23 protein-coding genes are annotated in these 21,262 nt (G+C 60.5%); 12 read left to right on the top strand and 11 right to left on the bottom strand.

All coding sequences use genetic code 11. The features are described from left to right. Positions 1-6 precede the first annotated feature (6 nt). Complete coding sequence (locus AB4P94_RS12910; RefSeq protein WP_395610832.1) at positions 7-900, bottom strand: LysR family transcriptional regulator ArgP; 894 nt, start codon at positions 898-900, stop codon at positions 7-9. Positions 901-999: 99 nt separating this feature from the next. On the opposite strand from AB4P94_RS12910, the gene AB4P94_RS12905 reads away from it, so the two are divergent. The 7 genes from AB4P94_RS12905 to AB4P94_RS12875 all read left to right on the top strand — a co-directional run bounded on the left by AB4P94_RS12905 (position 1,000) and on the right by AB4P94_RS12875 (position 8,578). Continuing rightward, complete coding sequence (locus AB4P94_RS12905) at positions 1,000-1,401, top strand: ACT domain-containing protein (RefSeq protein ID WP_395610831.1); 402 nt, start codon at positions 1,000-1,002, stop codon at positions 1,399-1,401. A gap of 5 nt (positions 1,402-1,406) precedes the next feature. Continuing rightward, on the top strand, positions 1,407-2,006 hold the full coding sequence (locus AB4P94_RS12900) for a LysE/ArgO family amino acid transporter (protein ID WP_395610830.1): 600 nt from the start codon (positions 1,407-1,409) through the stop codon (positions 2,004-2,006). Positions 2,007-2,184: 178 nt separating this feature from the next. Next, positions 2,185-2,781 carry a superoxide dismutase gene (locus AB4P94_RS12895; RefSeq protein ID WP_395610829.1) on the top strand — a complete coding sequence of 199 codons (597 nt, stop codon included), beginning with the start codon at positions 2,185-2,187 and terminating at the stop codon, positions 2,779-2,781. 148 nt (positions 2,782-2,929) lie between these two features. After that, positions 2,930-3,139: a hypothetical protein gene (locus tag AB4P94_RS12890; protein ID WP_395610828.1), complete on the top strand. Its 210-nt coding sequence runs from the start codon at positions 2,930-2,932 to the stop codon at positions 3,137-3,139. 200 nt (positions 3,140-3,339) lie between these two features. Continuing rightward, complete coding sequence (locus tag AB4P94_RS12885; protein WP_395610827.1) at positions 3,340-5,391, top strand: putative bifunctional diguanylate cyclase/phosphodiesterase; 2,052 nt, start codon at positions 3,340-3,342, stop codon at positions 5,389-5,391. A gap of 127 nt (positions 5,392-5,518) precedes the next feature. Beyond that, on the top strand, positions 5,519-6,862 hold the full coding sequence (locus AB4P94_RS12880) for an imelysin family protein (protein ID WP_395610826.1): 1,344 nt from the start codon (positions 5,519-5,521) through the stop codon (positions 6,860-6,862). Positions 6,863-7,123: 261 nt separating this feature from the next. Then, a complete protein-coding gene (locus tag AB4P94_RS12875) occupies positions 7,124-8,578 on the top strand; it encodes a TrkH family potassium uptake protein (protein WP_395610825.1) in 1,455 nt (484 codons plus the stop codon). Here AB4P94_RS12875 and AB4P94_RS12870 read toward each other — a convergent pair. Continuing rightward, on the bottom strand, positions 8,535-9,593 hold the full coding sequence (locus tag AB4P94_RS12870; protein WP_395610824.1) for an AraC family transcriptional regulator: 1,059 nt from the start codon (positions 9,591-9,593) through the stop codon (positions 8,535-8,537). The two genes, AB4P94_RS12875 and AB4P94_RS12870, sit on opposite strands and share 44 nt — an antisense overlap. 160 nt (positions 9,594-9,753) lie before the next feature. Between AB4P94_RS12870 and AB4P94_RS12865 the strand changes: the two genes are divergently transcribed. The 3 genes from AB4P94_RS12865 to AB4P94_RS12855 all read left to right on the top strand — a co-directional run bounded on the left by AB4P94_RS12865 (position 9,754) and on the right by AB4P94_RS12855 (position 11,908). Continuing rightward, a complete protein-coding gene (locus AB4P94_RS12865) occupies positions 9,754-10,065 on the top strand; it encodes an Mpo1-like protein (RefSeq protein WP_395610823.1) in 312 nt (103 codons plus the stop codon). Positions 10,066-10,424: 359 nt separating this feature from the next. Then, positions 10,425-10,607 (top strand): hypothetical protein, encoded by a 183-nt coding sequence (locus AB4P94_RS12860; RefSeq protein ID WP_395610822.1) that lies wholly within the window; start codon positions 10,425-10,427, stop codon positions 10,605-10,607. Between the two features lie 104 nt (positions 10,608-10,711). After that, positions 10,712-11,908: an MFS transporter gene (locus AB4P94_RS12855; RefSeq protein ID WP_395610821.1), complete on the top strand. Its 1,197-nt coding sequence runs from the start codon at positions 10,712-10,714 to the stop codon at positions 11,906-11,908. Here the strand turns inward: AB4P94_RS12855 and arfB are convergent. From arfB to AB4P94_RS12840, 3 genes are all read right to left on the bottom strand, one after another. Beyond that, positions 11,905-12,318 (bottom strand): alternative ribosome rescue aminoacyl-tRNA hydrolase ArfB, encoded by a 414-nt coding sequence (gene arfB, locus AB4P94_RS12850; protein WP_034109044.1) that lies wholly within the window; start codon positions 12,316-12,318, stop codon positions 11,905-11,907. The genes AB4P94_RS12855 and arfB overlap by 4 nt on opposite strands. A gap of 12 nt (positions 12,319-12,330) precedes the next feature. Then, positions 12,331-13,014 (bottom strand): pentapeptide repeat-containing protein, encoded by a 684-nt coding sequence (locus AB4P94_RS12845; protein ID WP_395610820.1) that lies wholly within the window; start codon positions 13,012-13,014, stop codon positions 12,331-12,333. Between the two features lie 105 nt (positions 13,015-13,119). Beyond that, the gene (locus AB4P94_RS12840) at positions 13,120-14,541 is read right to left on the bottom strand and encodes an amino acid permease (protein WP_395610819.1); all 1,422 of its coding nucleotides are present in this window, start codon (positions 14,539-14,541) and stop codon (positions 13,120-13,122) included. A gap of 648 nt (positions 14,542-15,189) precedes the next feature. Between AB4P94_RS12840 and AB4P94_RS12835 the strand changes: the two genes are divergently transcribed. Continuing rightward, positions 15,190-15,327, top strand: a complete 138-nt coding sequence (locus AB4P94_RS12835) for a hypothetical protein (protein ID WP_003175756.1) — start codon at positions 15,190-15,192, stop codon at positions 15,325-15,327. 73 nt (positions 15,328-15,400) lie between these two features. Continuing rightward, complete coding sequence (locus tag AB4P94_RS12830) at positions 15,401-16,360, top strand: leucyl aminopeptidase (protein ID WP_395610818.1); 960 nt, start codon at positions 15,401-15,403, stop codon at positions 16,358-16,360. Positions 16,361-16,551: 191 nt separating this feature from the next. On the opposite strand, the gene rluB is transcribed toward AB4P94_RS12830, so the two are convergent. The 6 genes from rluB to AB4P94_RS12800 all read right to left on the bottom strand — a co-directional run bounded on the left by rluB (position 16,552) and on the right by AB4P94_RS12800 (position 21,261). Then, positions 16,552-17,763 (bottom strand): 23S rRNA pseudouridine(2605) synthase RluB, encoded by a 1,212-nt coding sequence (gene rluB, locus AB4P94_RS12825; protein ID WP_010208149.1) that lies wholly within the window; start codon positions 17,761-17,763, stop codon positions 16,552-16,554. A gap of 144 nt (positions 17,764-17,907) precedes the next feature. Beyond that, positions 17,908-18,099 (bottom strand): DUF1289 domain-containing protein, encoded by a 192-nt coding sequence (locus tag AB4P94_RS12820; RefSeq protein WP_395610817.1) that lies wholly within the window; start codon positions 18,097-18,099, stop codon positions 17,908-17,910. Positions 18,100-18,179: 80 nt separating this feature from the next. Beyond that, on the bottom strand, positions 18,180-18,578 hold the full coding sequence (locus AB4P94_RS12815) for a hypothetical protein (protein WP_395610816.1): 399 nt from the start codon (positions 18,576-18,578) through the stop codon (positions 18,180-18,182). 271 nt (positions 18,579-18,849) lie between these two features. Continuing rightward, entirely contained in the window at positions 18,850-19,800 is a 951-nt protein-coding gene (gene scpB / locus AB4P94_RS12810; RefSeq protein WP_395610815.1) for an SMC-Scp complex subunit ScpB, read from the bottom strand. Between the two features lie 12 nt (positions 19,801-19,812). Continuing rightward, positions 19,813-20,511 (bottom strand): segregation and condensation protein A, encoded by a 699-nt coding sequence (locus AB4P94_RS12805; RefSeq protein ID WP_395611329.1) that lies wholly within the window; start codon positions 20,509-20,511, stop codon positions 19,813-19,815. A 120-nt stretch (positions 20,512-20,631) separates the two neighbouring features. Beyond that, positions 20,632-21,261 (bottom strand): L-threonylcarbamoyladenylate synthase, encoded by a 630-nt coding sequence (locus AB4P94_RS12800; protein ID WP_395610814.1) that lies wholly within the window; start codon positions 21,259-21,261, stop codon positions 20,632-20,634. Position 21,262: the final 1 nt, after the last annotated feature.

Genomic DNA, 21,262 nt, shown 5'->3' with positions numbered 1-21,262 from the left:
CCGCTATCACTCCAACGGCACCAACCATTGGCCACAGGCCTGGGCCAAATGGTCGGTCAGCAGCCCCAGCAGTTGCCCGCCACTGCGCCAATGATGCCAGTACAACGGCACATCGATGGGCTTATCTGGCAATAACTCGACCAATACGCCCTTTTCCAACTGGTCGCGCACCTGCAACTCCGGCACCAAACCCCAGCCCAGCCCGGCTTCCGTCAGGCGGATAAAACCTTCGGACGAGGGGCATAAATGGTGCTCGAAACCGCCGTCCACACCCAGAGACGCCAGATAACGGTGTTGCAGGAAATCGTCCGGGCCAAACACCAGTGCCGGCGTTTTCGCCAGTTGATCAGCGCGCACACCCTCCGGGAAATGCCGCGCAATAAAGGCCGGGCTGGCCAATGCCCGATAACGCATGGCACCGAGCAACAGGCTGCGCGCGCCGGCCACCGGGCGTTCGCTGGCGCAGATGCACGCGGCCACTTCACCGGCACGCATGCGTTTGAGGCCCACGGTCTGGTCTTCCACCACCAGATCCAGCAACAAGTGCTGGTCAGCGCAAAAGCCGCTGACGGCTTCGGCCCACCACGTGGCCAGGCTGTCTGCATTCAGGGCGATGCGCAGGCGTTCGGGCATGCCCTCTTCGTCCAGCGCCGGCACCTGGCTTTGCAGGTCACGCTCCAGCAACCGCACTTGTTGCACGTGGTTGAGCAGGCGACGGCCAATGTCAGTGGGCGTCGGCGGCGTGGCGCGCACCAATACCGGCTGGCCGATGCGCGCTTCCAGCAACTTGATGCGCTGGGAGATTGCCGACTGCGAGAGCCCCAGCACTTGGGCGCCGCGTTCGAACCCGGCTTGTTCCACCACCGCCGCTAAAGCGGAGAGCAATTTATAGTCGAACATCAGTTTCTCTAATGAGCGATCAGCAATATTGGTTTTTCTTATACAGCGTAGCCCGCGAGAATGGCCAGCATTGCTTCTCTCTTTATAAGGAAACCCCACATGGCTGGCGAAACCGCCCTGGCAACCCTGCTGCGCAGCATGAGCCCGCAGTTGAACGATGGCGACTATGTGTTTTGCACCCTGCCCGATCACCGCATCCCACAGGGCTGCGACGTCATCGGCAGCTTTCGCGAGCAGGAAGGCCTGACCTTGATTGTCGAGCGCCAGCAAGCCGAACAGGCGGGCTTGGCCTTCGACTACGTGGCGGCCTGGATCACCTTGAACGTGCATTCGGCCCTGGAGGCCGTGGGCCTCACCGCCGCGTTCGCCAGCGCGCTGGGCAAAGCAGGCATCAGCTGCAACGTAATCGCCGGCTATTACCACGACCACCTGTTTGTCGGCCGCACCGATGCCGCGCGGGCCATGGACGTTTTGCGCCAACTGGCAAAAGACGCGGAGTAAAGCTTATGTGGCAGAGCTACGTGAACGGGCTGTTGGTAGCCCTCGGCCTGATCATGGCAATCGGCACCCAGAACGCATTCGTGCTGGCGCAGAGCCTGCGCCGGGAACATCACTTGCCCGTGGCGGCACTGTGCGTGGTCTGCGATGCATTGCTGGTGGCGGCCGGGGTGTTCGGCCTGGCCACGGTGCTCGCACAAAACCCGTTGCTACTGGCGATTGCCCGCTGGGGCGGCGCTGCCTTTTTGTTGTGGTACGGCACGCTGGCGTTGCGCCGCGCGTTTTCCAGACAAAGCCTGGCGCAAGGCGACAACTTCAAGGTGCGTTCACTGCGCGCGGTATTGCTCAGTGCCCTGGCGGTGACATTGCTCAACCCCCATGTGTACCTGGACACCGTGCTGCTGATTGGCTCACTGGGTGCACAACAAACCGAGCCCGGCGCCTACGTGGCTGGCGCCGCCAGCGCGTCATTCCTGTGGTTTGCCACCCTGGCCCTCGGCGCGGCCTGGCTGGCCCCCTGGCTGGCGCGCCCGGCGACCTGGCGCCTGCTGGATCTATTGGTGGCGGTGATGATGTTCAGCGTTGCCTATCAATTGATCAGTGTCTGAGGAATATTCCAAAACGCTCTGGAACCTCTATCCCACACAGTTGTTGCGTGGTTATGCCGCAACCCCGGTGCTATGATCCAGCCCCTGCGCCGCAAAGAGTACAAACTCCCCGGCGCTTGTTTGGCCGCCCGTGATCGGCCTTGCGCTCACCGCAACTGACCTGATTAGGAGAATCATCATGGCTTTCGAATTGCCGCCGCTGCCCTACGCACACGATGCCCTGCAGCCGCACATTTCCAAGGAAACCTTGGAATTCCACCACGACAAGCACCACAACACCTACGTCGTGAACCTGAACAACCTGGTGCCTGGCACCGAGTTCGAAGGCAAGACCCTGGAAGAGATCGTCAAGTCCTCTTCGGGCGGCATCTTCAACAACGCCGCTCAGGTCTGGAACCACACCTTCTACTGGAACTGCCTGGCGCCAAACGCCGGTGGCCAACCTACCGGCGCGCTGGCTGAAGCCATCAACGCCGCGTTCGGTTCGTTCGACAAGTTCAAGGAAGAGTTCACCAAGACGTCCGTCGGCACCTTCGGTTCCGGCTGGGGCTGGCTGGTGAAAAAGGCTGACGGTTCCCTGGCCCTGGCCAGCACCATCGGCGCCGGCAACCCGCTGACCAGCGGCGACACCCCGCTGCTGACCTGCGATGTCTGGGAACACGCCTACTACATCGACTACCGCAACGTGCGTCCAAAGTATGTGGAAGCGTTCTGGAACCTGGTCAACTGGAAGTTCGTGGCTGAGCAGTTCGAAGGCAAGATCTTCACTGCCTAAGCGCACCTTGCAGTAACAAAGAGCCCGGCGATTGCCGGGCTTTTTTGTGGGTGTCTAATTGTAATTATGTCATTGGAACTCAATGCGCCGAGGTTGCCACGTAGTGAGCGTGAGGAATTTACCTCTCGTACTTGTCGGAGAAACCACTATGACAATTGGCGCACTAGCCCCGATGATCCAGGGGGCGATGCAACTCGCCACCGAGCTCGTTAAAATGGCCAGCAAGCAAATGGATAACAAAAATGGCGAAGGCGATAAAGACAAGATCGCCAGCGAAGACATGCACAACAAGAATCGCGTGGACTTCGCCAGCAAAGATTCGACCAATAACAACATGAACATCAACATTTCGTCGTAAAGACAGTCCTGCCCCCGGCGCACCCGCAGCGCACGAGGGTTTGTCTCCGGCAGGCGGATCTCCATCCGCCTCGCCACCTCTTGTACCCTCTGGTTCCTCGCCCAACCCGCCAACGCCCTAATGTTCCTTTGACTGCCATCACGAGATTGCCAATACTCATGGCATATTGAGGCTACCCGCATGGAACAAGGAATGACTCTTTGAAGCTGGAACTCAAAAACAGCTTGTCGGTGAAGTTGCTACGGGTTGTGCTGCTGTCGGCATTGATCGTGGGCGTGGCGCTGAGCGTGGCGCAGATCGTTTTCGATGCCTACAAGACGCGCCAGGCCGTGGCGGGCGATGCCCAGCGTATTCTCGACATGTTTCGCGACCCCTCGACCCAGGCCGTCTACAGCCTGGACCGCGAGATGGGTATGCAGGTGATCGAAGGCCTGTTTCAGGACGACGCCGTGCGCATGGCGTCCATCGGCCACCCCAACGAAACCATGCTCGCGGAAAAAAGCCGCGCCTTGCAGCAATCCCCCTCGCGCTGGCTGACCGACCTGATTCTCGGGCAGGAGCGCACCTTTACCACCTCGTTGGTTGGCAAAGGCCCCTACAGCGAGTATTACGGCGACCTGAGCATCACCCTGGACACGGCCAATTACGGCAAGGGTTTTCTGGTCAGTTCGGTGATCATCTTCATCTCCGGCGTGTTGCGCGCGCTGGCCATGGGCCTGGTGCTCTACCTGGTTTACCACTGGCTGCTGACCAAGCCGTTATCGCGGATCATCGAACACCTGACCTCGATCAACCCGGACCGTCCCAGCGAGCACAAAATCCCTCAGCTCAAGGGCCACGAACGCAATGAACTGGGGCTGTGGATCAACACCGCCAACCAACTGCTCGAGTCCATCGAGCGCAATACCCACCTGCGCCACGAGGCCGAAAGCAGCCTGCTGCGCATGGCCCAGTACGACTTTCTCACCGGCCTGCCCAACCGCCAGAAACTACAGGAGCAACTGGACAAAATCCTCGTCGACGCCGGCCGCCGGCAGCGCCGCGTGGCTGTGTTGTGCGTAGGGCTGGATGACTTCAAGAGTGTGAACGAACAATTTACCTACCAGGCCGGCGACAAACTGTTGCTGGCCCTGGCCGACCGCCTGCGCGCCCACAGTGGCCGCCTCGGCGCGCTGGCCCGCCTGGGCGGCGACCAGTTTGCCCTGGTGCAAGCCGACATCGACCAGCCTTACGAAGCGGCCGAATTGGCACAAAGCATTCTGGATGACCTGGAAGGCGAGTTCGCCCTCGAACATGAGCAGATCCGCCTGCGCGCCACCATCGGCATCACCCTGTTCCCGGAAGACGGCGACAGCACCGAGAAGCTGCTGCAAAAAGCCGAACAGACCATGACCCTGGCCAAGAGCCGCTCGCGTAACCGCTACCAGTTCTATATCGCCAGCGTCGACAGCGAAATGCGCCGCCGACGCGAACTGGAAAAAGACCTGCGCGATGCGCTCAGCCGTGAGCAATTTCACCTGGTCTATCAACCGCAGATCAGCTACCGCGACCACCGTGTGGTCGGCGTCGAAGCGTTGATCCGCTGGCAACACCCGGAACACGGCCTGGTCCCCCCGGACCTGTTCATCCCACTGGCAGAACAGAACGGCACCATTATTCCGATTGGCGAATGGGTTCTCGACCAGGCGTGCAAGCAATTGCGCGAATGGCATGACCTGGGCTTCACCACCCTGCGTATGGCGGTCAACCTGTCCACCGTGCAGTTGCATCACACCGAGTTGCCGCGGGTGGTCAACAACCTGATGCAGATTTACCGCCTGCCGCCGCGCAGCCTGGAACTGGAAGTCACCGAGACCGGCCTGATGGAAGACATCAGCACCGCCGCCCAGCACTTGCTGAGCCTGCGGCGTTCCGGCGCGCTGATCGCGATTGACGACTTCGGCACCGGCTATTCGTCGTTGAGCTACCTGAAAAGCCTGCCACTGGACAAAATCAAAATCGACAAGAGCTTCGTGCAAGACCTGCTGGATGACGATGACGACGCGACCATCGTGCGCGCCATCATCCAGTTGGGTAAAAGCCTCGGCATGCAGGTGATCGCCGAAGGCGTGGAAACCGCCGAACAAGAGGCCTACATCATTTCCGAGGGCTGCCATGAAGGCCAGGGCTATCACTACAGCAAACCGCTGCAAGCCCGGGAGTTGGCGGCTTATTTGAAACAGGCCGAGCGCAACAACGCAGCGATTCTCTGAAACGACAAATCGATACTAAATATTTCCCTCGTATAAACCTTTACACAAAATGCAAATCTTTCGCATTATGTCGCAGTTTTTGCGCTCCCCCGCGCGCCCTATCAACAACCGAAGCAGGATGTTCGCCATGATTCGTATGCCCCTGGCCACCGCCAGTCTGCTGGCCATTGCCATTTCTCTCGCCGGCTGCGGCGAAGGTAAAGACAAGGCCGCCGCGCCTCAGGCGCCGACCCCGGCTGCCAGCACTACCGCTCCAGCGGCTGCCACCCCGGCAGGCCAGGTTGACGAAGCCGCCGCCAAGGCCGTGGTCGCGCATTACGCAGACATGGTGTTCGCGGTGTACAGCGATGCCGAATCCACTGCCAAAACCCTGCAAACCGCGATCGACACCTTCCTCGCCAACCCGAACGACGACACCCTGAAAGCGGCCCGCACCGCCTGGGTCGCCGCGCGCGTACCTTACCTGCAGAGCGAAGTATTCCGCTTCGGCAACACGATCATCGACGACTGGGAAGGCCAGGTGAACGCCTGGCCCCTGGACGAAGGCCTGATCGACTACGTCGACAAATCCTACGAACACGCGCTGGGCAACCCGGGCGCCAACGCCAACATCATCGCCAATACCGAGATCCAGGTGGGCGAAGACAAGGTCGACGTCAAGGAAATCACCCCGGAAAAACTCGCCAGCCTCAATGAGCTGGGCGGCTCCGAAGCCAACGTCGCCACCGGTTACCACGCCATCGAATTTCTGCTCTGGGGCCAGGACCTCAACGGCACCGGCCCGGGCGCGGGCAACCGCCCGGCTTCGGATTACATGACGGGTGATGGCGCTACCGGCGGCAATAACGAACGTCGCCGCACTTACCTGCGCGCCGTGACCCAACTGCTGGTCAGCGACCTGGAAGAAATGGTCGGCAACTGGAAACCCAACGTCGACGACAACTACCGCGCCACCCTGGAGGCAGAACCTGCCACCGACGGCCTGCGCAAAATGCTGTTCGGCATGGGCAGCCTGTCCCTCGGCGAACTGGCTGGTGAGCGCATGAAGGTTTCCCTGGAAGCCAACTCGCCGGAAGACGAGCAGGACTGTTTCAGCGACAACACCCACAACTCGCACTTCTACGATGCCAAGGGTATTCGTAACGTTTACCTGGGCGAGTACACCCGCGTCGACGGCACCAAAATGACCGGCGCGAGCTTGTCGTCGTTGGTGGCCAAGGCCGACCCGGCTGCCGACACTGCGCTGAAGGCTGACCTGGCGTCGACCGAAGCGAAGATCCAGGTGATGGTTGATCACGCCAACAAGGGTGAGCACTACGACCAGTTGATCGCAGCCGGTAACGACCAGGGCAACCAGATCGTGCGCGATGCCATCGCCGCACTGGTCAAGCAGACCGGCTCGATCGAAGCCGCCGCCGGCAAGCTGGGCATCAGCGACCTGAACCCGGACAATGCTGATCACGAGTTCTGATCAGTGCCGCATTGAATGAGGCGACCTTCGGGTCGCCTTTTTTATGCCACCCGGCCAGACACCCACATCCCTGTGTGGGGTCTGTGTGGGAGCCGGGCTTGCCCGCGATAGCATCACCTCGCAATGGCTGGTAGACCGAGTTGTCTGTATCGCAGGCAAGCCAGCTCCCACAGTTGATCTCCTTCAACCTCAAGCCCTCGGTTTACATGCCCTGCACCACAGGTAGAATGGCGCCTCTGCCCAATCACCCGAGCACATTTCATGGCGTTGCCGACCCTGCGCATCATCGGTTTCATCATCGGCATCTTCCTGATTACCCTGGCCATTGCCATGGTCGTGCCCATGGCCACGCTGGTGATTTTCGAACGCACCAGCGACCTGCCATCGTTTCTGTGGGCCAGCATGATCACCTTTCTTGCGGGCCTGGCCCTGGTCATCCCTGGCCGCCCCGAACACGTGCACCTGCGCCCCCGGGACATGTACCTGCTGACCGTCACGAGCTGGGTCGTCGTGTGCATCTTCGCTGCCCTGCCGTTTTTGCTGACCCAGCACATCAGCTACACCGACTCGTTCTTTGAAAGCATGTCCGGCATCACCGCCACCGGTTCCACCGTATTAAGCGGCCTGGACAGCATGTCACCGGGCATTCTGATGTGGCGTTCACTGCTGCACTGGCTCGGCGGCATCGGCTTTATCGGCATGGCGGTGGCGATCCTGCCGTTGCTGCGCATCGGCGGCATGCGTCTGTTCCAGACCGAATCCTCAGACCGCTCGGAAAAGGTCATGCCTCGCTCGCACATGGTGGCGCGGCTGATCGTGGCGGCGTATGTGGGTATCACCATTCTCGGCAGCCTGGCGTTCTGGTGGGCCGGAATGGGCTTATTCGACGCGATCAACCACGCGATGTCAGCGATTTCCACCGGCGGTTTTTCCACCTCCGATGAATCCCTGGCCCACTGGAAACAGCCCGCCGTGCACTGGGTGGCGGTGGTGGTGATGATCCTCGGCAGCCTGCCCTTCACCCTGTATGTGGCCACGTTGCGCGGCAACCGTCGGGCGTTGATCAAGGATCAGCAGGTGCAAGGCTTGCTCGGTTTGTTGATCGTGACCTGGCTGGTGCTCGGTACCTGGTACTGGTGGACCACCAACCTGCATTGGCTCGATGCCCTGCGCCATGTGGCGCTGAACGTCACGTCGGTGGTGACGACAACCGGTTTTGCACTGGGGGATTACAGCCTGTGGGGCAATTTCTCACTGATGCTGTTCTTTTACCTGGGCTTTATCGGCGGTTGCTCGGGCTCTACGGCAGGCGGAATCAAGATCTTCCGTTTCCAGGTCGCCTACATCCTGCTCAAGGCCAACTTGAATCAGCTGATTCACCCGCGCGCCGTGATCAAGCAGAAGTACAACGGCCACCGCCTCGACGAAGAAATCGTGCGCTCGATTCTGACCTTCTCGTTTTTCTTCGCCATCACCATCTGCGCCATCGCCCTGGCCTTGTCGCTGCTGGGTCTGGACTGGATGACCGCACTGACCGGCGCCGCCAGCACGGTGTCCGGCGTCGGCCCGGGCCTGGGCGAGACCATCGGCCCGGCCGGCAACTTCGCCAGCCTGCCGGATGCAGCCAAGTGGATCTTGTCGTTCGGCATGCTGCTGGGCCGGCTGGAAATCATTACAGTCTTTGTTCTGTGCATTCCGGCGTTTTGGCGCCACTGACCGTCGGCGCTTGCAGCAGCCGCGCCCGGTATTCGCCCGGTGTGGCATCGAACCAGCGGCGGAACGCACGAAAGAAGTTGCTCGGGTCGGCAAAACCCAACAGGTAGGCAATTTCCAGCAGGGTCATGGCGGGCTGCGCCAGGTACTGCTCGGCCAATTCGCGGCGGGTGTCGTCGAGCAGGGTCTGAAAGCTTGTGCCCTCCTCCTGCAAACGCCGCTGCAAGGTGCGCTGTGAGAGGTGCAGGGTCTGGGCCACCACTTCGCGCTTGGGCTCGCCCTGAGGCAACAGCCGGCACAACACTTGGCGGGCCTTGTGGGTCACGCGGCTTTCAGAAAAGCGCGCCAGGTATTCACCCGCAAACCGGTCATGCAGCAGCGCCATGGCCTCGTTGGCGGTGGGCAGCGGCGCATCCATATCGGCTTGCTCGAAAATCAACGCGTCATAGGGTGCATTGAACTCCAGCGGTGCATGAAAGGCCTGTTTATACGGCGCAAGGTCCGCAGGTTGGTCGCCCTGCAACAGCACCTTGCGCGGTTGCAACGTGCGCCCGGTCAGCCAGCCGCACAGTGCCAACGCACTGGCCAGCGAGGCTTCGGCGCTTTGCCGGGTGGGCGGCAGATGGTCGCCGTGCACCGTCAGAATCAGCGCATAGCCTTCGGGTAACAGGCGGAAACTCAGGTCGGCGCTTTCGGCGATGATCCGCTGGTAGCGCACCAGCCGCATAAAGCCTTCGGCCAGCGTGTTGCTGGACATCAACGCGTAACCGGCCACATGGAACGACGCCGGGCGCACCACCTTGCCCATGTTCAGGCCAATCGCCGGGTTGCCCGACAGCTCGACTGCCCGCTGCCACAGCCGGGTCATGGAGTCCTGGGGAAAGCGCGCGTCGGGATCACTGAGGGCCGCGTAGTCCAGCCCTAGTTGCTTGAACAGGGCGCGGCAGTCCAGCCCGTCCATTTCCAATGCCTTGACGATGCCCATTGCCCAGCTTGCAGAAGTTGTTCGTTCGCTCATGGCGTCTTCTTAAAAAAGCAGGCTCAAACGGCAGCCAGGAAGCCAAGGATACTAAAGTGGCATCTATTGTCACTGGCTGTTACCACTGATCACTCTAGACTCAAATAAGCTCCCCGCCGAACAACTGTTGGGCGGCACAACAAACAAAGGGCCGGCCACCGTGGAAAACGTCAAACAATTCAATACCTTCGCAGAGTTCTACCCGTATTACCTCAGCGAGCACGCCAACAGCACCTGCCGGCGCCTGCACTTTATTGGCACCACGCTTGTGATCGGCATCCTGGCCTATGCCATCGGTCGGGGCTCATTGGGCCTGCTGATTGCCTTGCCGATTGCCGGTTACAGCTTTGCGTGGGTCGGCCACTTCTTCTTCGAAAAGAACCGCCCGGCCACCTTTCAGCACCCGTTTTACAGCCTTTTGGGCGACTTCGTGATGTACCGCGACATGATTCTGGGCAAGGTGCCGTTTTAAGGTGTGGCGTCATGTCACTTGCGTTTAATCGATGAAAGTTCGTACATCAGCCGACATTAAAATCTTTTTGTCATTTGCAGTGCTGTATCCTCACAAGGCTTTTTAAGAGCGCGGAATCACCTGCGATTGAAAACAGACCTTGCGAGGAGCGACGACGATGCACGAGATACCTAATCTCCCCTTCCCAAGCCTGCACGAAGCTGAGCAGCCAACACCGCAGCAGGCCAGCCCACAGCAGCCTGAGGCCAAAGAAGCAAAACCAGTCGACGGCAAAAGCCAGGACTGACGCCGTACCAGACCGTGTGGAAAGCGCCGCTTTAGAGCGCTTTCCACACTGCCTGAACCACCCGAGATTGCCGATGACCGATACCCTCCCCGATTCCCCGGACGCCGCCGTACTCGACGCTGCCTTGCAGATGGTCGAAGTCTGGAACCGCCTCAGCCCCGAGAAACAAGCCCTGCTGCTCAAGCGTTTTGGCACCCAGGAAAACGCCTTGGCCGCCTTGGTCACGACCCAACTGCTGGCGCCCACCCAACCCTGACGTCATTCTGATTCGACGTTTTTGCGTTTTCCCGCCCTATAAAAGCCAAAGCACCGGTATCATTAGCAGCCTATCTTTACCTGCTGCGACAGTGGACCTCTCCCATGCCAGATACCCAGCGCCCCATGGCGGTCACGCTGCAAGTCGTTTCCATCGTGCTGTTCACCTTTATCGGCTACCTGAATATCGGCATTCCGCTGGCCGTGCTGCCAGGCTATGTCCATAGCCAGCTGGGCTATGGCGCCGTCATCGCCGGGTTGGTGATCAGCGTGCAGTACCTGGCCACGCTGCTGAGCCGCCCTTACGCCGGCCGTATGATCGACACACTGGGCAGCAAGCGTGCAGTCCTGATCGGCTTGGTGGGCTGCGGCCTGAGTGGCGTGTTCATGCTGCTCGCGGCATTGCTTTCAAGCTTGCCGGCCCTGAGCCTGGCCAGCCTGTTTATCGGCCGGCTGGTGCTGGGCAGCGCCGAAAGCCTGGTCGGTTCAGGCGCCATCGGCTGGGGCATCGGCCGGGTGGGCGCAGCGAATACCGCGAAAGTGATCTCCTGGAACGGCATCGCCAGTTACGGCGCACTGGCCGTCGGCGCACCACTGGGCGTGGTGCTGGTCGGTCAATTCGGGTTGTGGAGCATGGGGTTCAGCATCATCTTGCTCGCCGTTCTGGGCTTCGCCCTGGCCTGGCGCAAGGAAGCCGCGCCCATCGTGGCCGGTGTGCGCCTGCCTTTCATGAACGTGCTGGGCCGGGTGTTGCCTCACGGCTGCGCGCTGGCGTTGGGCTCGATTGGCTTTGGCACCATCGCCACCTTCATCACCTTGTATTACACCACCCAGCATTGGGATAACGCGGTATGGGCCCTGAGCCTGTTCGGTGCCAGCTTTATCGGCGCGCGGCTGCTGTTCGGTAATCTGATCAACCGGATTGGCGGTTTCCGTGTGGCCATTGCCTGCTTGTCGGTAGAAATTCTGGGCCTGTTGCTGCTGTGGCTGGCGCCGGATGCGCACTTGGCGCTGGCCGGCGCGGCCTTGAGCGGTTTTGGCTTCTCGCTGGTGTTTCCGGCACTCGGGGTGGAGGCGGTCAACCTGGTGCCCGCGTCCAGCCGTGGTTCGGCGGTGGGGGCTTACTCGCTGTTCATTGACCTGTCGCTCGGCATCACCGGCCCGCTCGCGGGCGCCGTGGCGGCAGGCTTCGGCTTTGCTTCAATCTTCCTGTTCGCCGCCCTCGCCGCTTTCGGTGGCTTGTTGCTGAGCGTGTACCTGTACCGTCAGGCCCCCAAGGCCCGCGAAGCACGCGGCGCCTAAAAGTCGACCTTGCCGCGCCCGGCCTTGATGCTGCCGCGCTTGGTCTTGGATTCCAGGCGGCGCTTTTTTGAACCCAGGGTGGGCTTGGTCGGGCGGCGCTTCTTTTCGACCTTGGTGGCGCTGAGGATCAACTCCACCAAACGCTCCAGCGCATCCGCGCGGTTCTGCTCCTGCGTCCGGTATTGCTGAGCCTTGAGTACCAGCACGCCTTCGCTGGTGATCCGGCTGTCGCGCAGCGCCAGCAGCCGCTCCTTGTAAAAGTCCGGCAGCGACGACGCCGGAATATCAAACCGCAGGTGCACCGCGCTCGACACCTTGTTGACGTTCTGCCCACCGGCGCCCTGGGCGCGAATGGCGGTCAGCTCGATCTCGGCATCGGGCAGGTGCACGTTGTTGGAAATAACCAGCATTACTCAGAAACCTTAGGCAACGGACAAGCCCAGCTCGGACAACAACATCGACGCCTGGGCTTTGGAAATCACGGCGCCTTTGAACAGTTTGGCATCATTGAGGCGAAACCCGCTCAAATCTGCTCCGCGCAGGTCGGCGCCGGCAAAGTTGGCACCATTGATACGCGCGTGGGCCAGGCTGCAATCGACCAGTTCTGCCTTGCGAAAGTCGGCGTCCGACAAATCGCTGTCGGAAAAATCCAGGTTATTCAGCACGGTTCGCGCAAACGACAAACCGGACAAAAACGCGCTATTGAGCCGGGTTTCGCTGAAGCTCAGGCCCAGGGAAGCGCAATGGGTGAAGTTCGCCCCTGTCAACTTGCAGTGCTCAAAGCTGGCCTGGGGCAATTTGCTGCGCTGCCAGCGTGTGTTGTTCAAGTCACAACTGTGGAACTGCGCCTCCAGCAGGTTGGCAGCTTCGAAAATTGCGTGGCCAGCTCGGCAACTTTTCCACTGCGTGCCTTCAAGGCGCGAACCGAGGAAGGAGGTCTGGACCAGGATGCAGCGCTCGAACACCCAGTGGTCCAGCACCATTCGCGACAAATCGGCCCCACTCAGGTCAACGCCCATCAGGCGCAATGGCCCATTGTGCTCGGCGATCAGGTCTTCCAGCTCATCGCGCTGCAAGGTGCCGCCGTCGATATCCGTGTGCTGCATGAGGCCTCCCGCCAGGTAACAGATTAAAACGAGGCGCGAGTCTAACCCGTCAGAGCTCACAAAAAACCCGGCCAAACGCCGGGTTCTCTGTTTACCGGAAGGGTCCTACTCCAAAACCGTCCCGGGTGTGAGCAAAGCCGCTTGTGCCTTGCGCTTGTTCTTGATCCAGTAGCACACCCACATGAACGCCACCCACACCGGAATCGCGTACACCGAGACCTGAATCCCCGGGATCATCAACATGATCACCAGGATAAACACCACAAACGCCAGGCAGATGTAGTTGCCGTACGGGTACCACAGCGCCTTGAACAGCGGCACCTGGCCGGTGCGGTTCATGTGCTGGCGGAACTTGAAGTGGGAGAAGCTGATCATCGCCCAGTTGATCACCAGGGTGGCCACTACCAGCGACATCAGCAGTTCCAGCGCGTGTTGCGGGATCAGGTAGTTCATCAGCACCGCCACCAGCGTGACGGCCGCCGACGCCAGGATCGAACGCACCGGCACGCCGCGCTTGTCGATCTTGGCCAGGGCCTTGGGTGCGTCGCCCTGCTCGGCCATGCCCAGCAGCATGCGGCTGTTGCAATAGGTGCCGCTGTTGTACACCGACAGCGCCGCCGTCAGTACCACGAAGTTGAGGATATGCGCAGCCGTGTTGCTGCCCAGCATCGAAAATACCTGCACAAACGGGCTGCCGCTGTAGGCATCGCCGGAGGCATTCAGGGTCGCCAACAGGCTGTCCCACGGCGTCAGCGACAACAGCACGACCAACGCGCCAATGTAGAAAATCAGGATGCGGTAGATCACCTGGTTGATGGCTTTCGGGATCACGGTGCGTGGCTGGTCAGCCTCGGCGGCCGTGAAACCGAGCATTTCCAGGCCGCCGAAGGAGAACATGATGATCGCCATGGCCATCACCAACCCGCCGACGCCATGGGGGAAGAAACCGCCGTGGTCCCACAGGTTGCTGACCGACGCCTGCGGGCCGCCGCTGCCACTGACCAGCATATAGCTGCCCAGGGCGATCATGCCGACGATGGCCACGACCTTGATGATCGCAAACCAGAACTCGGCCTCACCGAAGACTTTGACGTTGGCCAGGTTGATCAGGTTGATCAACACGAAGAACCCCGCTGCCGAGACCCAGGTCGGGATTTCCGGCCACCAGTAGTGCACGTATTTGCCGACAGCCGTCAGCTCCGACATGCCCACCAGAATGTACAGAATCCAGCAGTTCCAACCCGACAGGAAGCCGGCGAAACCGCCCCAATACTTGTGGGCAAAGTGGCTGAAGGAGCCGGCCACCGGCTCTTCAACGATCATTTCGCCGAGCTGGCGCATGATCATGAAGGCGATAAAGCCACAGATGGCATAGCCCAGGATCATCGACGGGCCGGCGGATTTGAGCACCCCGGCCGAGCCCAGGAACAGGCCGGTGCCGATGGCGCCACCGAGGGCGATCAACTGGATATGCCGATTTTTCAGGCCGCGTTTCAGTTCGCCTGAAGAGGAATGGGGTCCACTCATGAAAAGGGTCTCACGCAAGGTTTGAGGATATTGAATGCACGTTGCTGCGGTGAATCTCGACTCACGCAGCGCCGCTCAAACCCCAGCGCAAGCACCAGGAATACAGCGTCTTTCTAAGGGTCATGCGTCACCTGTTTGTTTTTATCTGTGACGAAATCGAACCCGTCTGGCTCGTGGCCAGGCGGAGTGATCAGGGCTGGGTACACCCCGGGTCTTGGCCTTTTGCGTGGGTACGCAAGGGGGGTCACAGTAAAACGCGGCGCATTGTACACCGCTCGACAGCTTCGGCACGCCCCGGGAAGGTGCGCGCGACAATCTGTCAGGCATTCCTTACAGCGTGCTACTGCTCAATAATGTGGCGACTTTCTCGTAAATTAATCGTTACAGCACGGAAAATAAGCGTTACAGCCGAAGTAAATTTGTTAGAAAACGGAAAAATGTCAGTCGGGAATTTCCGACAGATTGCTCTCTGCATCCCGTTGTTTTTTCTGAATAAAAAATCACGCCGAAAAAACAGAACAAAAAATCCAAATGAAACCGTGTCAATAAATATTTTGCATTCCGAAACACACTCTCCTAGGTTCTTTCACTTGCCAGCGAAGCCCGTTGGCAAGCCGTTCTCAAACAACGTCCTCTAGGAGATACACCATGCAAGCACTGGAAAACGACCTGGAAACCGAACTGCAACTCGACGATTGGTTTGAAGCGCCGACCCATGAGGCCGCCGTTGAAATGATGCAAGCCGACGCCGTTGTGCCGTTTGGCACCGCGATGTGGCCTTTCTAATACCCGGCAGGCATCCGGCAGGTGTTGTGCACGGCACCTGCCCCCTTACCCAAGGCACAGAAGGACACCCGTCATGGACAAGGCCCGCGCCGTCGAACACTTTCTCTACTACCTTGCTCACCACCCGGCCCTCAACGGCCTGAGCCGTCCCACCGTGCTGCTGGGCCATACCGAACGCTACGACGCCATCGCCCAGGAGATCACCCACGGCAGCGCCGCCCGTTTCAACTTTCAGCTCCAGCGCCTGGACCTGACACCCAGCGAAACCCTGGCCCACGCCATCGAGGCCAGCGACCTTTACCTGTTTCTCTACGACTCCTCGACACTGCCCAACCCACGCGCCGAAGGCCCGGACTTCATCCGCGCCCTGCAAGGCGTGATGGCCGAGCACTGGAAAAAATCCCTGCTGTTCAAGGATTACGGCGACTACTTCTACGACACCTTCAGCGTCGAACCGCAGCGTATTGCCGACCTCAATGCCACGCTGATCCGGCGCATGTCCCAGGCCACTGTGCTGAGCTTTACCGACAAGCACGGCTCGCGCCTTGAAGCGCCGATGAGCAGCATCAAGAAGTGGACCAATATCAACGGCGTCGGCAACCACGACCTGGCGCCCGGCGAAATCGCCACCCACAGCGAAGCCATCAACGGCCAGGTGCGGTTTGTCGGCACCTTTCTGAGCACCATCCCGTTTGCGCGCAAATACGGCGTGCTGCAATCACCGCTGGAGCTGTGGATCGAAAACTCGACCATCTGCAGCGTGGCCAGTGACGTGCCGGGGCTGGCGGATGATTTCAACAAATACCTGAATGCCAACCCGTCGAATCGCCGCGTGGAAGAACTGGGGATTGGCACCAATGAAGGGGTCAAGGATTTGTATGCGCGCAATGCGGGCTTTGAAGAGCGCCATTGCGGCTTGCACCTGGGCTTGGGCGGCGGCCAGAAAGGCAGCCACCACCTGGATTTGATCTTCGCCAGTGGGGTGTTGGCACTGGATGACAAGCCGGTATTTGATGGCACTTTTGCCTTCTGAAAACTGACCTTTGAAATGACTGAGATCCAATGTGGGAGCGGGCTTGCTCGCGAATGCGGTGTGTCAGCTTGCACATGCATCAACTGACATACCGCATTCGCGAGCAAGCCCGCTCCCACATTTTTGACCGTATTTCATGTCAAAAAAAAACGCCAACCCAAGGGTTGGCGTTTTTTTGTGCTGCACTTACATCACTGCGGCTTCTTGCGACCAAAACCAGGACGCTGACCGGAACCCGCCGGTGCGCCACGGCGCTTGCCCGACGGCTCGTCCGCCACCAGTTTCGGGCCAGGGCGCTTGTTCGCGGCCGGCTTGGCCGGGCGCTTGGTGCTGGCGTTGTCCGCCGGGCGATCAGCCTCACCACGGTTGCTGCGACCACCGGCCGGGGCCGGACGCGGTGCACGTGGCGCACGCTCGCCTTCCTGACGCGATGGCGCGGTTGGGCGACGCTCGCCTTCGATCTGCGGCTCACGTGAGATACGACCGCCGGTCGCCGGTGCATTCAACGCAGGGCGCAGAGTGCGCGCAACACGCTCAGTGCGGGCCACAGGACGCGACGATTTACGCTGCATACGCTCAAGCTTGTCTTTGCTCTTGGCGTTCATCTGCGGCATCGCGACGGGCGTCAGACCCACTTCGGCGCTGAGGATGTCGACTTCGTACTGGCTCATTTCGCGCCAGCGGCCCATCGGCAGGTCGGAGTTCAGGAACACCGGGCCGAAACGCACGCGCTTCAGGCGGCTGACCACCAGGCCCTGGGATTCCCACAGGCGACGCACTTCACGGTTACGGCCTTCCATCACCACGCAGTGGTACCAGTGGTTGAAACCTTCGCCGCCTGGCGCCTGCTTGATGTCGGTGAACTTGGCCGGGCCGTCTTCCAGCACCACGCCCGCCTTCAAGCGCTCGATCATCTCGTCATCGACTTCGCCACGTACACGCACGGCGTATTCGCGGTCCATCTCGTAGGACGGGTGCATCAAGCGGTTGGCCAGCTCACCGTCGGTGGTGAACATCAGCAAACCGGTGGTGTTGATGTCCAGGCGGCCGATGTTGATCCAGCGGCCTTCTTTGGGCTTGGGCATCTTGTCGAACACGGTCGGACGGCCTTCCGGGTCGTCACGGGTGCAGATCTCGCCGTCTGGCTTGTTGTACATGATCACGCGGCGCACCGATTCGGCGGCCTCTTCACGCTTGATGACCTTGCCATCGATAGTGATTGCGTCATGCAGGTCGACGCGCTGGCCGAGGGTAGCCTCTACGCCGTTGACCTTGATGCGCTTCTGGGTGATCCAGGCTTCAACGTCGCGGCGCGAGCCCACGCCGATACGCGCCAGCACCTTTTGCAGCTTTTCGCCTGCTGGGCCGATTTCCTGGCTGTCGTTCTGGTCTTTGTCGTTCATCTTAAGCACCTCCCGGTGGGTCGATTCAGGCGTGGCCTGAAGAGTGTTGAAAGCGGGGCTTTGGCCGAATAGGTCGGCAAAGGGTCGCGAATCATACGCGCATGGCGCGCGTTGCGCATCAAAGACTAGCCGATTAGTGCCGGCTCATTTGCTTTTCCGCCGACCGGTGGCGCCCAGGGCCAGCAGGCGCAGTTCGGCTTGCGCCAGGACACTGCGTTTGTCGACCTTGTCGAGCTTCTTCCACGCACGGATTTCGCGCTTGCTGCGGCCACAGCCTACACAGATGTCATCGGTGAATTTGCAGATGCTGATGCAGGGGTCTTTGGTAGAACTCATGGAAATCCTCTGGGGCCAGCCCCGCGCGCGGCGCGGGGCTGACCAAAATGCAGACGCCCAAGGTAGAACCCGAGGCTGTATCAGGGAAGGCGCTTGACCGTGAATACCTTACCCGCTTTGGACAGTTTGCCTTGCCAATCATCTGCATTGCACTTCAACTTGACCCACACCGGAATCGTAGTGCCATCATCGTCCTTGAATTCCGTGGGTTTGCAGCCCTGAGGCAACGCGTTGGAAGCGCCGATCCACAGCGCGTCTGCGGAGCCCGGGCGATAGTAGACAGGCCGCTCCACACCCGTTGGCCCGACGCTCACGCCAATGGCACCGGAGGGTGCGGCTCCCGCGATGATGTTGACGCTGACGTCACCACTGAGTGGGTTATGAGTCGCCGCAACCGCGTAAGCGCAAGAGAAAGCTGCCGAACTGACAACAGCCAGCACGCTCAGGGAAAAAGTGAAACGTTGACGGGTAGTTTTCATGACGGTCATCCATATCGAAAGAGTAGGAGAGGCGACCACCACGGATGAAACGGCGCAGGCGTAATGGTGTTGCGAAAGTAAATACCGACCCAACAGGACAAACAACTGGCATAACTGACAGGTATAGCGTTTGGCCTTCTGTGGGCGCTGGCTTGTCGGACTGCCGCACCGCTGCGATGGCATCACCTCGGCTTAACCGCAAGACCGAGTCGTCTGCATCGCGGGCAAGCCCGGCTCCCACACAAGCCAGCGCCTGAACCTTGGCGCTGGGTCAGTCTTCGAACTGGCGGCGCTCGGCCTCGATGGCTTCGGCCAGCGCGCGGGCTTCGTCCTCTTCGTCGCTCAGCGGCGGTTGTTCGAGGGCGGCGACGGCGGCCAGGAGTTTTTCGCGGGCTTCGGCAACACCAAGGACGTCCTCTTCAGGCTCTGGCTCTGGCTCTGGCTCCGGTTCAACTTCGACTTCAGCCACAACCTCAACGTTCACCTGGTTTTCTGTCTCAACCGCTCCATCACGCAGCAAATCATCAAAGTCGGTCTTGATGCCCTGCTCCATGTCGTCCAGCTCCAGCAACAAGGTGTGGAAACTGGTTTCGTCCTTCGACTCTTCCGGCTCGGCCGTGGCGTCGGCCAGTTCCTGCAAGCTGGCGGGCACGGGCGCGTCGTCAAAATCCAACACCGGCTCGGCTTCCATCTCGCGCAGTTCGGCGAGCGGCGGCAGGTCGTCGAGGTTTTTCAGGTTGAAGTGGTCGAGAAACACCTTGGTGGTGGCGAACATCGCCGGTTTGCCGGGCACGTCACGGTAACCGACGATGCGGATCCACTCGCGCTCCAGCAGGGTTTTGACGATATGGCTGTTGACCGCCACGCCTCGCACGTCCTCGATTTCACCCCGGGTGATCGGTTGGCGATAGGCAATCAGCGCCATGGTCTCCAGCATCGCCCGCGAATAACGCTGTGGGCGCTCTTCCCACAGGCGGCCCACCCACGGGGAAAATTTCTCACGGATCTGCAGGCGGTAACCTGAGGCCACTTCACGCAATTCAAACGCACGGCCATCACAGGACTTGCGCAGTATCTCCAGCGCCTTCTTGAACACCGGCGGCTCGGGGCGTTCGGCTTCTTCAAAGAGTTCGAACAGGCGCTCCAGAGATTGCGGTTTGCCCGAGGCCAGGAGAAAGGCCTCCAGCAGCGGGGCCAGTTCGCGGGGTTCAGTCAAATTCATCGATTCAGCTCTTTATTCGGCTCGCGCCCGCACGTGGATAGCCGCAAAAGGCTCATTCTGGACCAGCTCGACCAAGGATTCCTTCACCAACTCCAGGATCGCCATAAAGGTCACCACCACCCCCAACCGCCCTTCTTCGGCGGTAAACAGCTCTACAAACGGCACAAAACCGCCGCCCTTGAGGCGCTCCAGCACATCACTCATACGCTCGCGGGTCGACAACGCCTCGCGGCTGACCTGGTGGCTTTCAAACATGTCGCCACGGCGCAACACCTCAGCCATGGACATCAGCAATTCTTCCAGGCTCACGTCCGGCAGCAGCTTGCGCGCACGGGCCTCGGGGGCGTCAAGCTTGGGCACGACCACGTCGCGGCCGACCCGGCTCAAACCGTCAATGCCTTCGGCGGCAGCCTTGAAGCGCTCGTACTCTTGCAGCCGGCGGATCAGTTCGGCGCGCGGGTCATCTTCCTCGGCCTCGATAGACTCCGAGCGCGGCAACAGCATGCGCGACTTGATCTCGGCCAGCATGGCGGCCATTACCAGGTACTCGGCGGCCAGCTCCAGGCGCACCGACTGCATCAGCTCGACATAGCCCATGTACTGGCGGGTGATTTCCGCCACGGGGATGTCGAGGATATTGATGTTCTGTTTGCGGATCAGGTACAGCAGCAAGTCCAGCGGGCCTTCGAAGGCTTCAAGAAAGACTTCCAGAGCGTCCGGCGGGATGTACAAGTCCAGCGGCATTTCCATGACGGCCTGGCCGTAGACCATGGCAAAGGGCAGTTCCTGCTGGGCGCCCGCCTGGCTGTCGACGGTTTCCACGACCGACATTCAGGCCTCGACCATGAATGGCGTCGGGTCGCCACAGCCCACACGCACCACTTCCGGCTCGCCGTCGGCCAGGTTGATCACGGTGGAAGCCTTGTTGCCGCCGTAGCCGCCGTCGATGATCAGGTCGACCTGTTTTTCCAGCAATTGGCGCATTTCGTACGGGTCATACAACGGCTCGGTTTCACCGGGCAGGATCAGCGACACGCTCATCAGCGGCTCACCCAGCTCGGCCAGCAACGCCAGGGCTATCGGGTGCTCAGGCACGCGCAGGCCGATGGTGCGCTTCTTGGGGTGCAGCAACAGGCGCGGCACTTCGCGGGTGGCGTTGAGAATGAAGGTGTAGGGCCCCGGCGTGTGGGCCTTGAGCAGGCGGAACGTGCCGGTGTCGACCTTGGCAAACAAGCCAAGCTGCGACAGGTCGCTGCAGATCAACGCAAAGTTGTGGTTTTTGTCCAGGTCACGCAAGCGTCTGACCCGCTCGACCGCGCCCTTGTCGCCGATCTGGCAACCGATGGCGTAGGAGGAATCAGTCGGGTAGATCACCACGCCGCCGGCGCGGATGATCTCCACGGCCTGTTTGATCAGGCGCGCTTGCGGGTTTTCCGGATGAATCTGGAAGAATTGACTCACG

It is taken from the genome of Pseudomonas sp. B22129, assembly GCF_044218875.1.
In the GTDB taxonomy this organism is placed as follows: Bacteria; Pseudomonadota; Gammaproteobacteria; order Pseudomonadales; family Pseudomonadaceae; genus Aquipseudomonas.
This window is presented reverse-complemented; position numbering and strand designations above follow the sequence as displayed.

Bases quoted from the DNA above. Each gene is read 5' to 3' on its own strand.
- AB4P94_RS12835 (WP_003175756.1), top strand. From the start codon at position 15,190: ATGCAAGCACTGGAAAACGACCTGGAAACCGAACTGCAACTCGACGAT.
- AB4P94_RS12890 (WP_395610828.1), top strand. From the start codon at position 2,930: ATGACAATTGGCGCACTAGCCCCGATGATCCAGGGGGCGATGCAACTC.
- AB4P94_RS12910 (WP_395610832.1), bottom strand. From the start codon at position 900: ATGTTCGACTATAAATTGCTCTCCGCTTTAGCGGCGGTGGTGGAACAA.
- AB4P94_RS12880 (WP_395610826.1), top strand. From the start codon at position 5,519: ATGATTCGTATGCCCCTGGCCACCGCCAGTCTGCTGGCCATTGCCATT.
- rluB (WP_010208149.1), bottom strand. From the start codon at position 17,763: ATGAACGACAAAGACCAGAACGACAGCCAGGAAATCGGCCCAGCAGGC.
- AB4P94_RS12900 (WP_395610830.1), top strand. From the start codon at position 1,407: ATGTGGCAGAGCTACGTGAACGGGCTGTTGGTAGCCCTCGGCCTGATC.
- AB4P94_RS12870 (WP_395610824.1), bottom strand. From the start codon at position 9,593: ATGAGCGAACGAACAACTTCTGCAAGCTGGGCAATGGGCATCGTCAAG.
- AB4P94_RS12820 (WP_395610817.1), bottom strand. From the start codon at position 18,099: ATGAGTTCTACCAAAGACCCCTGCATCAGCATCTGCAAATTCACCGAT.
- AB4P94_RS12815 (WP_395610816.1), bottom strand. From the start codon at position 18,578: ATGAAAACTACCCGTCAACGTTTCACTTTTTCCCTGAGCGTGCTGGCT.
- arfB (WP_034109044.1), bottom strand. From the start codon at position 12,318: ATGCTGGTTATTTCCAACAACGTGCACCTGCCCGATGCCGAGATCGAG.
- scpB (WP_395610815.1), bottom strand. From the start codon at position 19,800: ATGAATTTGACTGAACCCCGCGAACTGGCCCCGCTGCTGGAGGCCTTT.
- AB4P94_RS12840 (WP_395610819.1), bottom strand. From the start codon at position 14,541: ATGAGTGGACCCCATTCCTCTTCAGGCGAACTGAAACGCGGCCTGAAA.
- AB4P94_RS12860 (WP_395610822.1), top strand. From the start codon at position 10,425: ATGACCGATACCCTCCCCGATTCCCCGGACGCCGCCGTACTCGACGCT.
- AB4P94_RS12875 (WP_395610825.1), top strand. From the start codon at position 7,124: ATGGCGTTGCCGACCCTGCGCATCATCGGTTTCATCATCGGCATCTTC.
- AB4P94_RS12895 (WP_395610829.1), top strand. From the start codon at position 2,185: ATGGCTTTCGAATTGCCGCCGCTGCCCTACGCACACGATGCCCTGCAG.
- AB4P94_RS12905 (WP_395610831.1), top strand. From the start codon at position 1,000: ATGGCTGGCGAAACCGCCCTGGCAACCCTGCTGCGCAGCATGAGCCCG.
- AB4P94_RS12855 (WP_395610821.1), top strand. From the start codon at position 10,712: ATGCCAGATACCCAGCGCCCCATGGCGGTCACGCTGCAAGTCGTTTCC.
- AB4P94_RS12830 (WP_395610818.1), top strand. From the start codon at position 15,401: ATGGACAAGGCCCGCGCCGTCGAACACTTTCTCTACTACCTTGCTCAC.
- AB4P94_RS12845 (WP_395610820.1), bottom strand. From the start codon at position 13,014: ATGCAGCACACGGATATCGACGGCGGCACCTTGCAGCGCGATGAGCTG.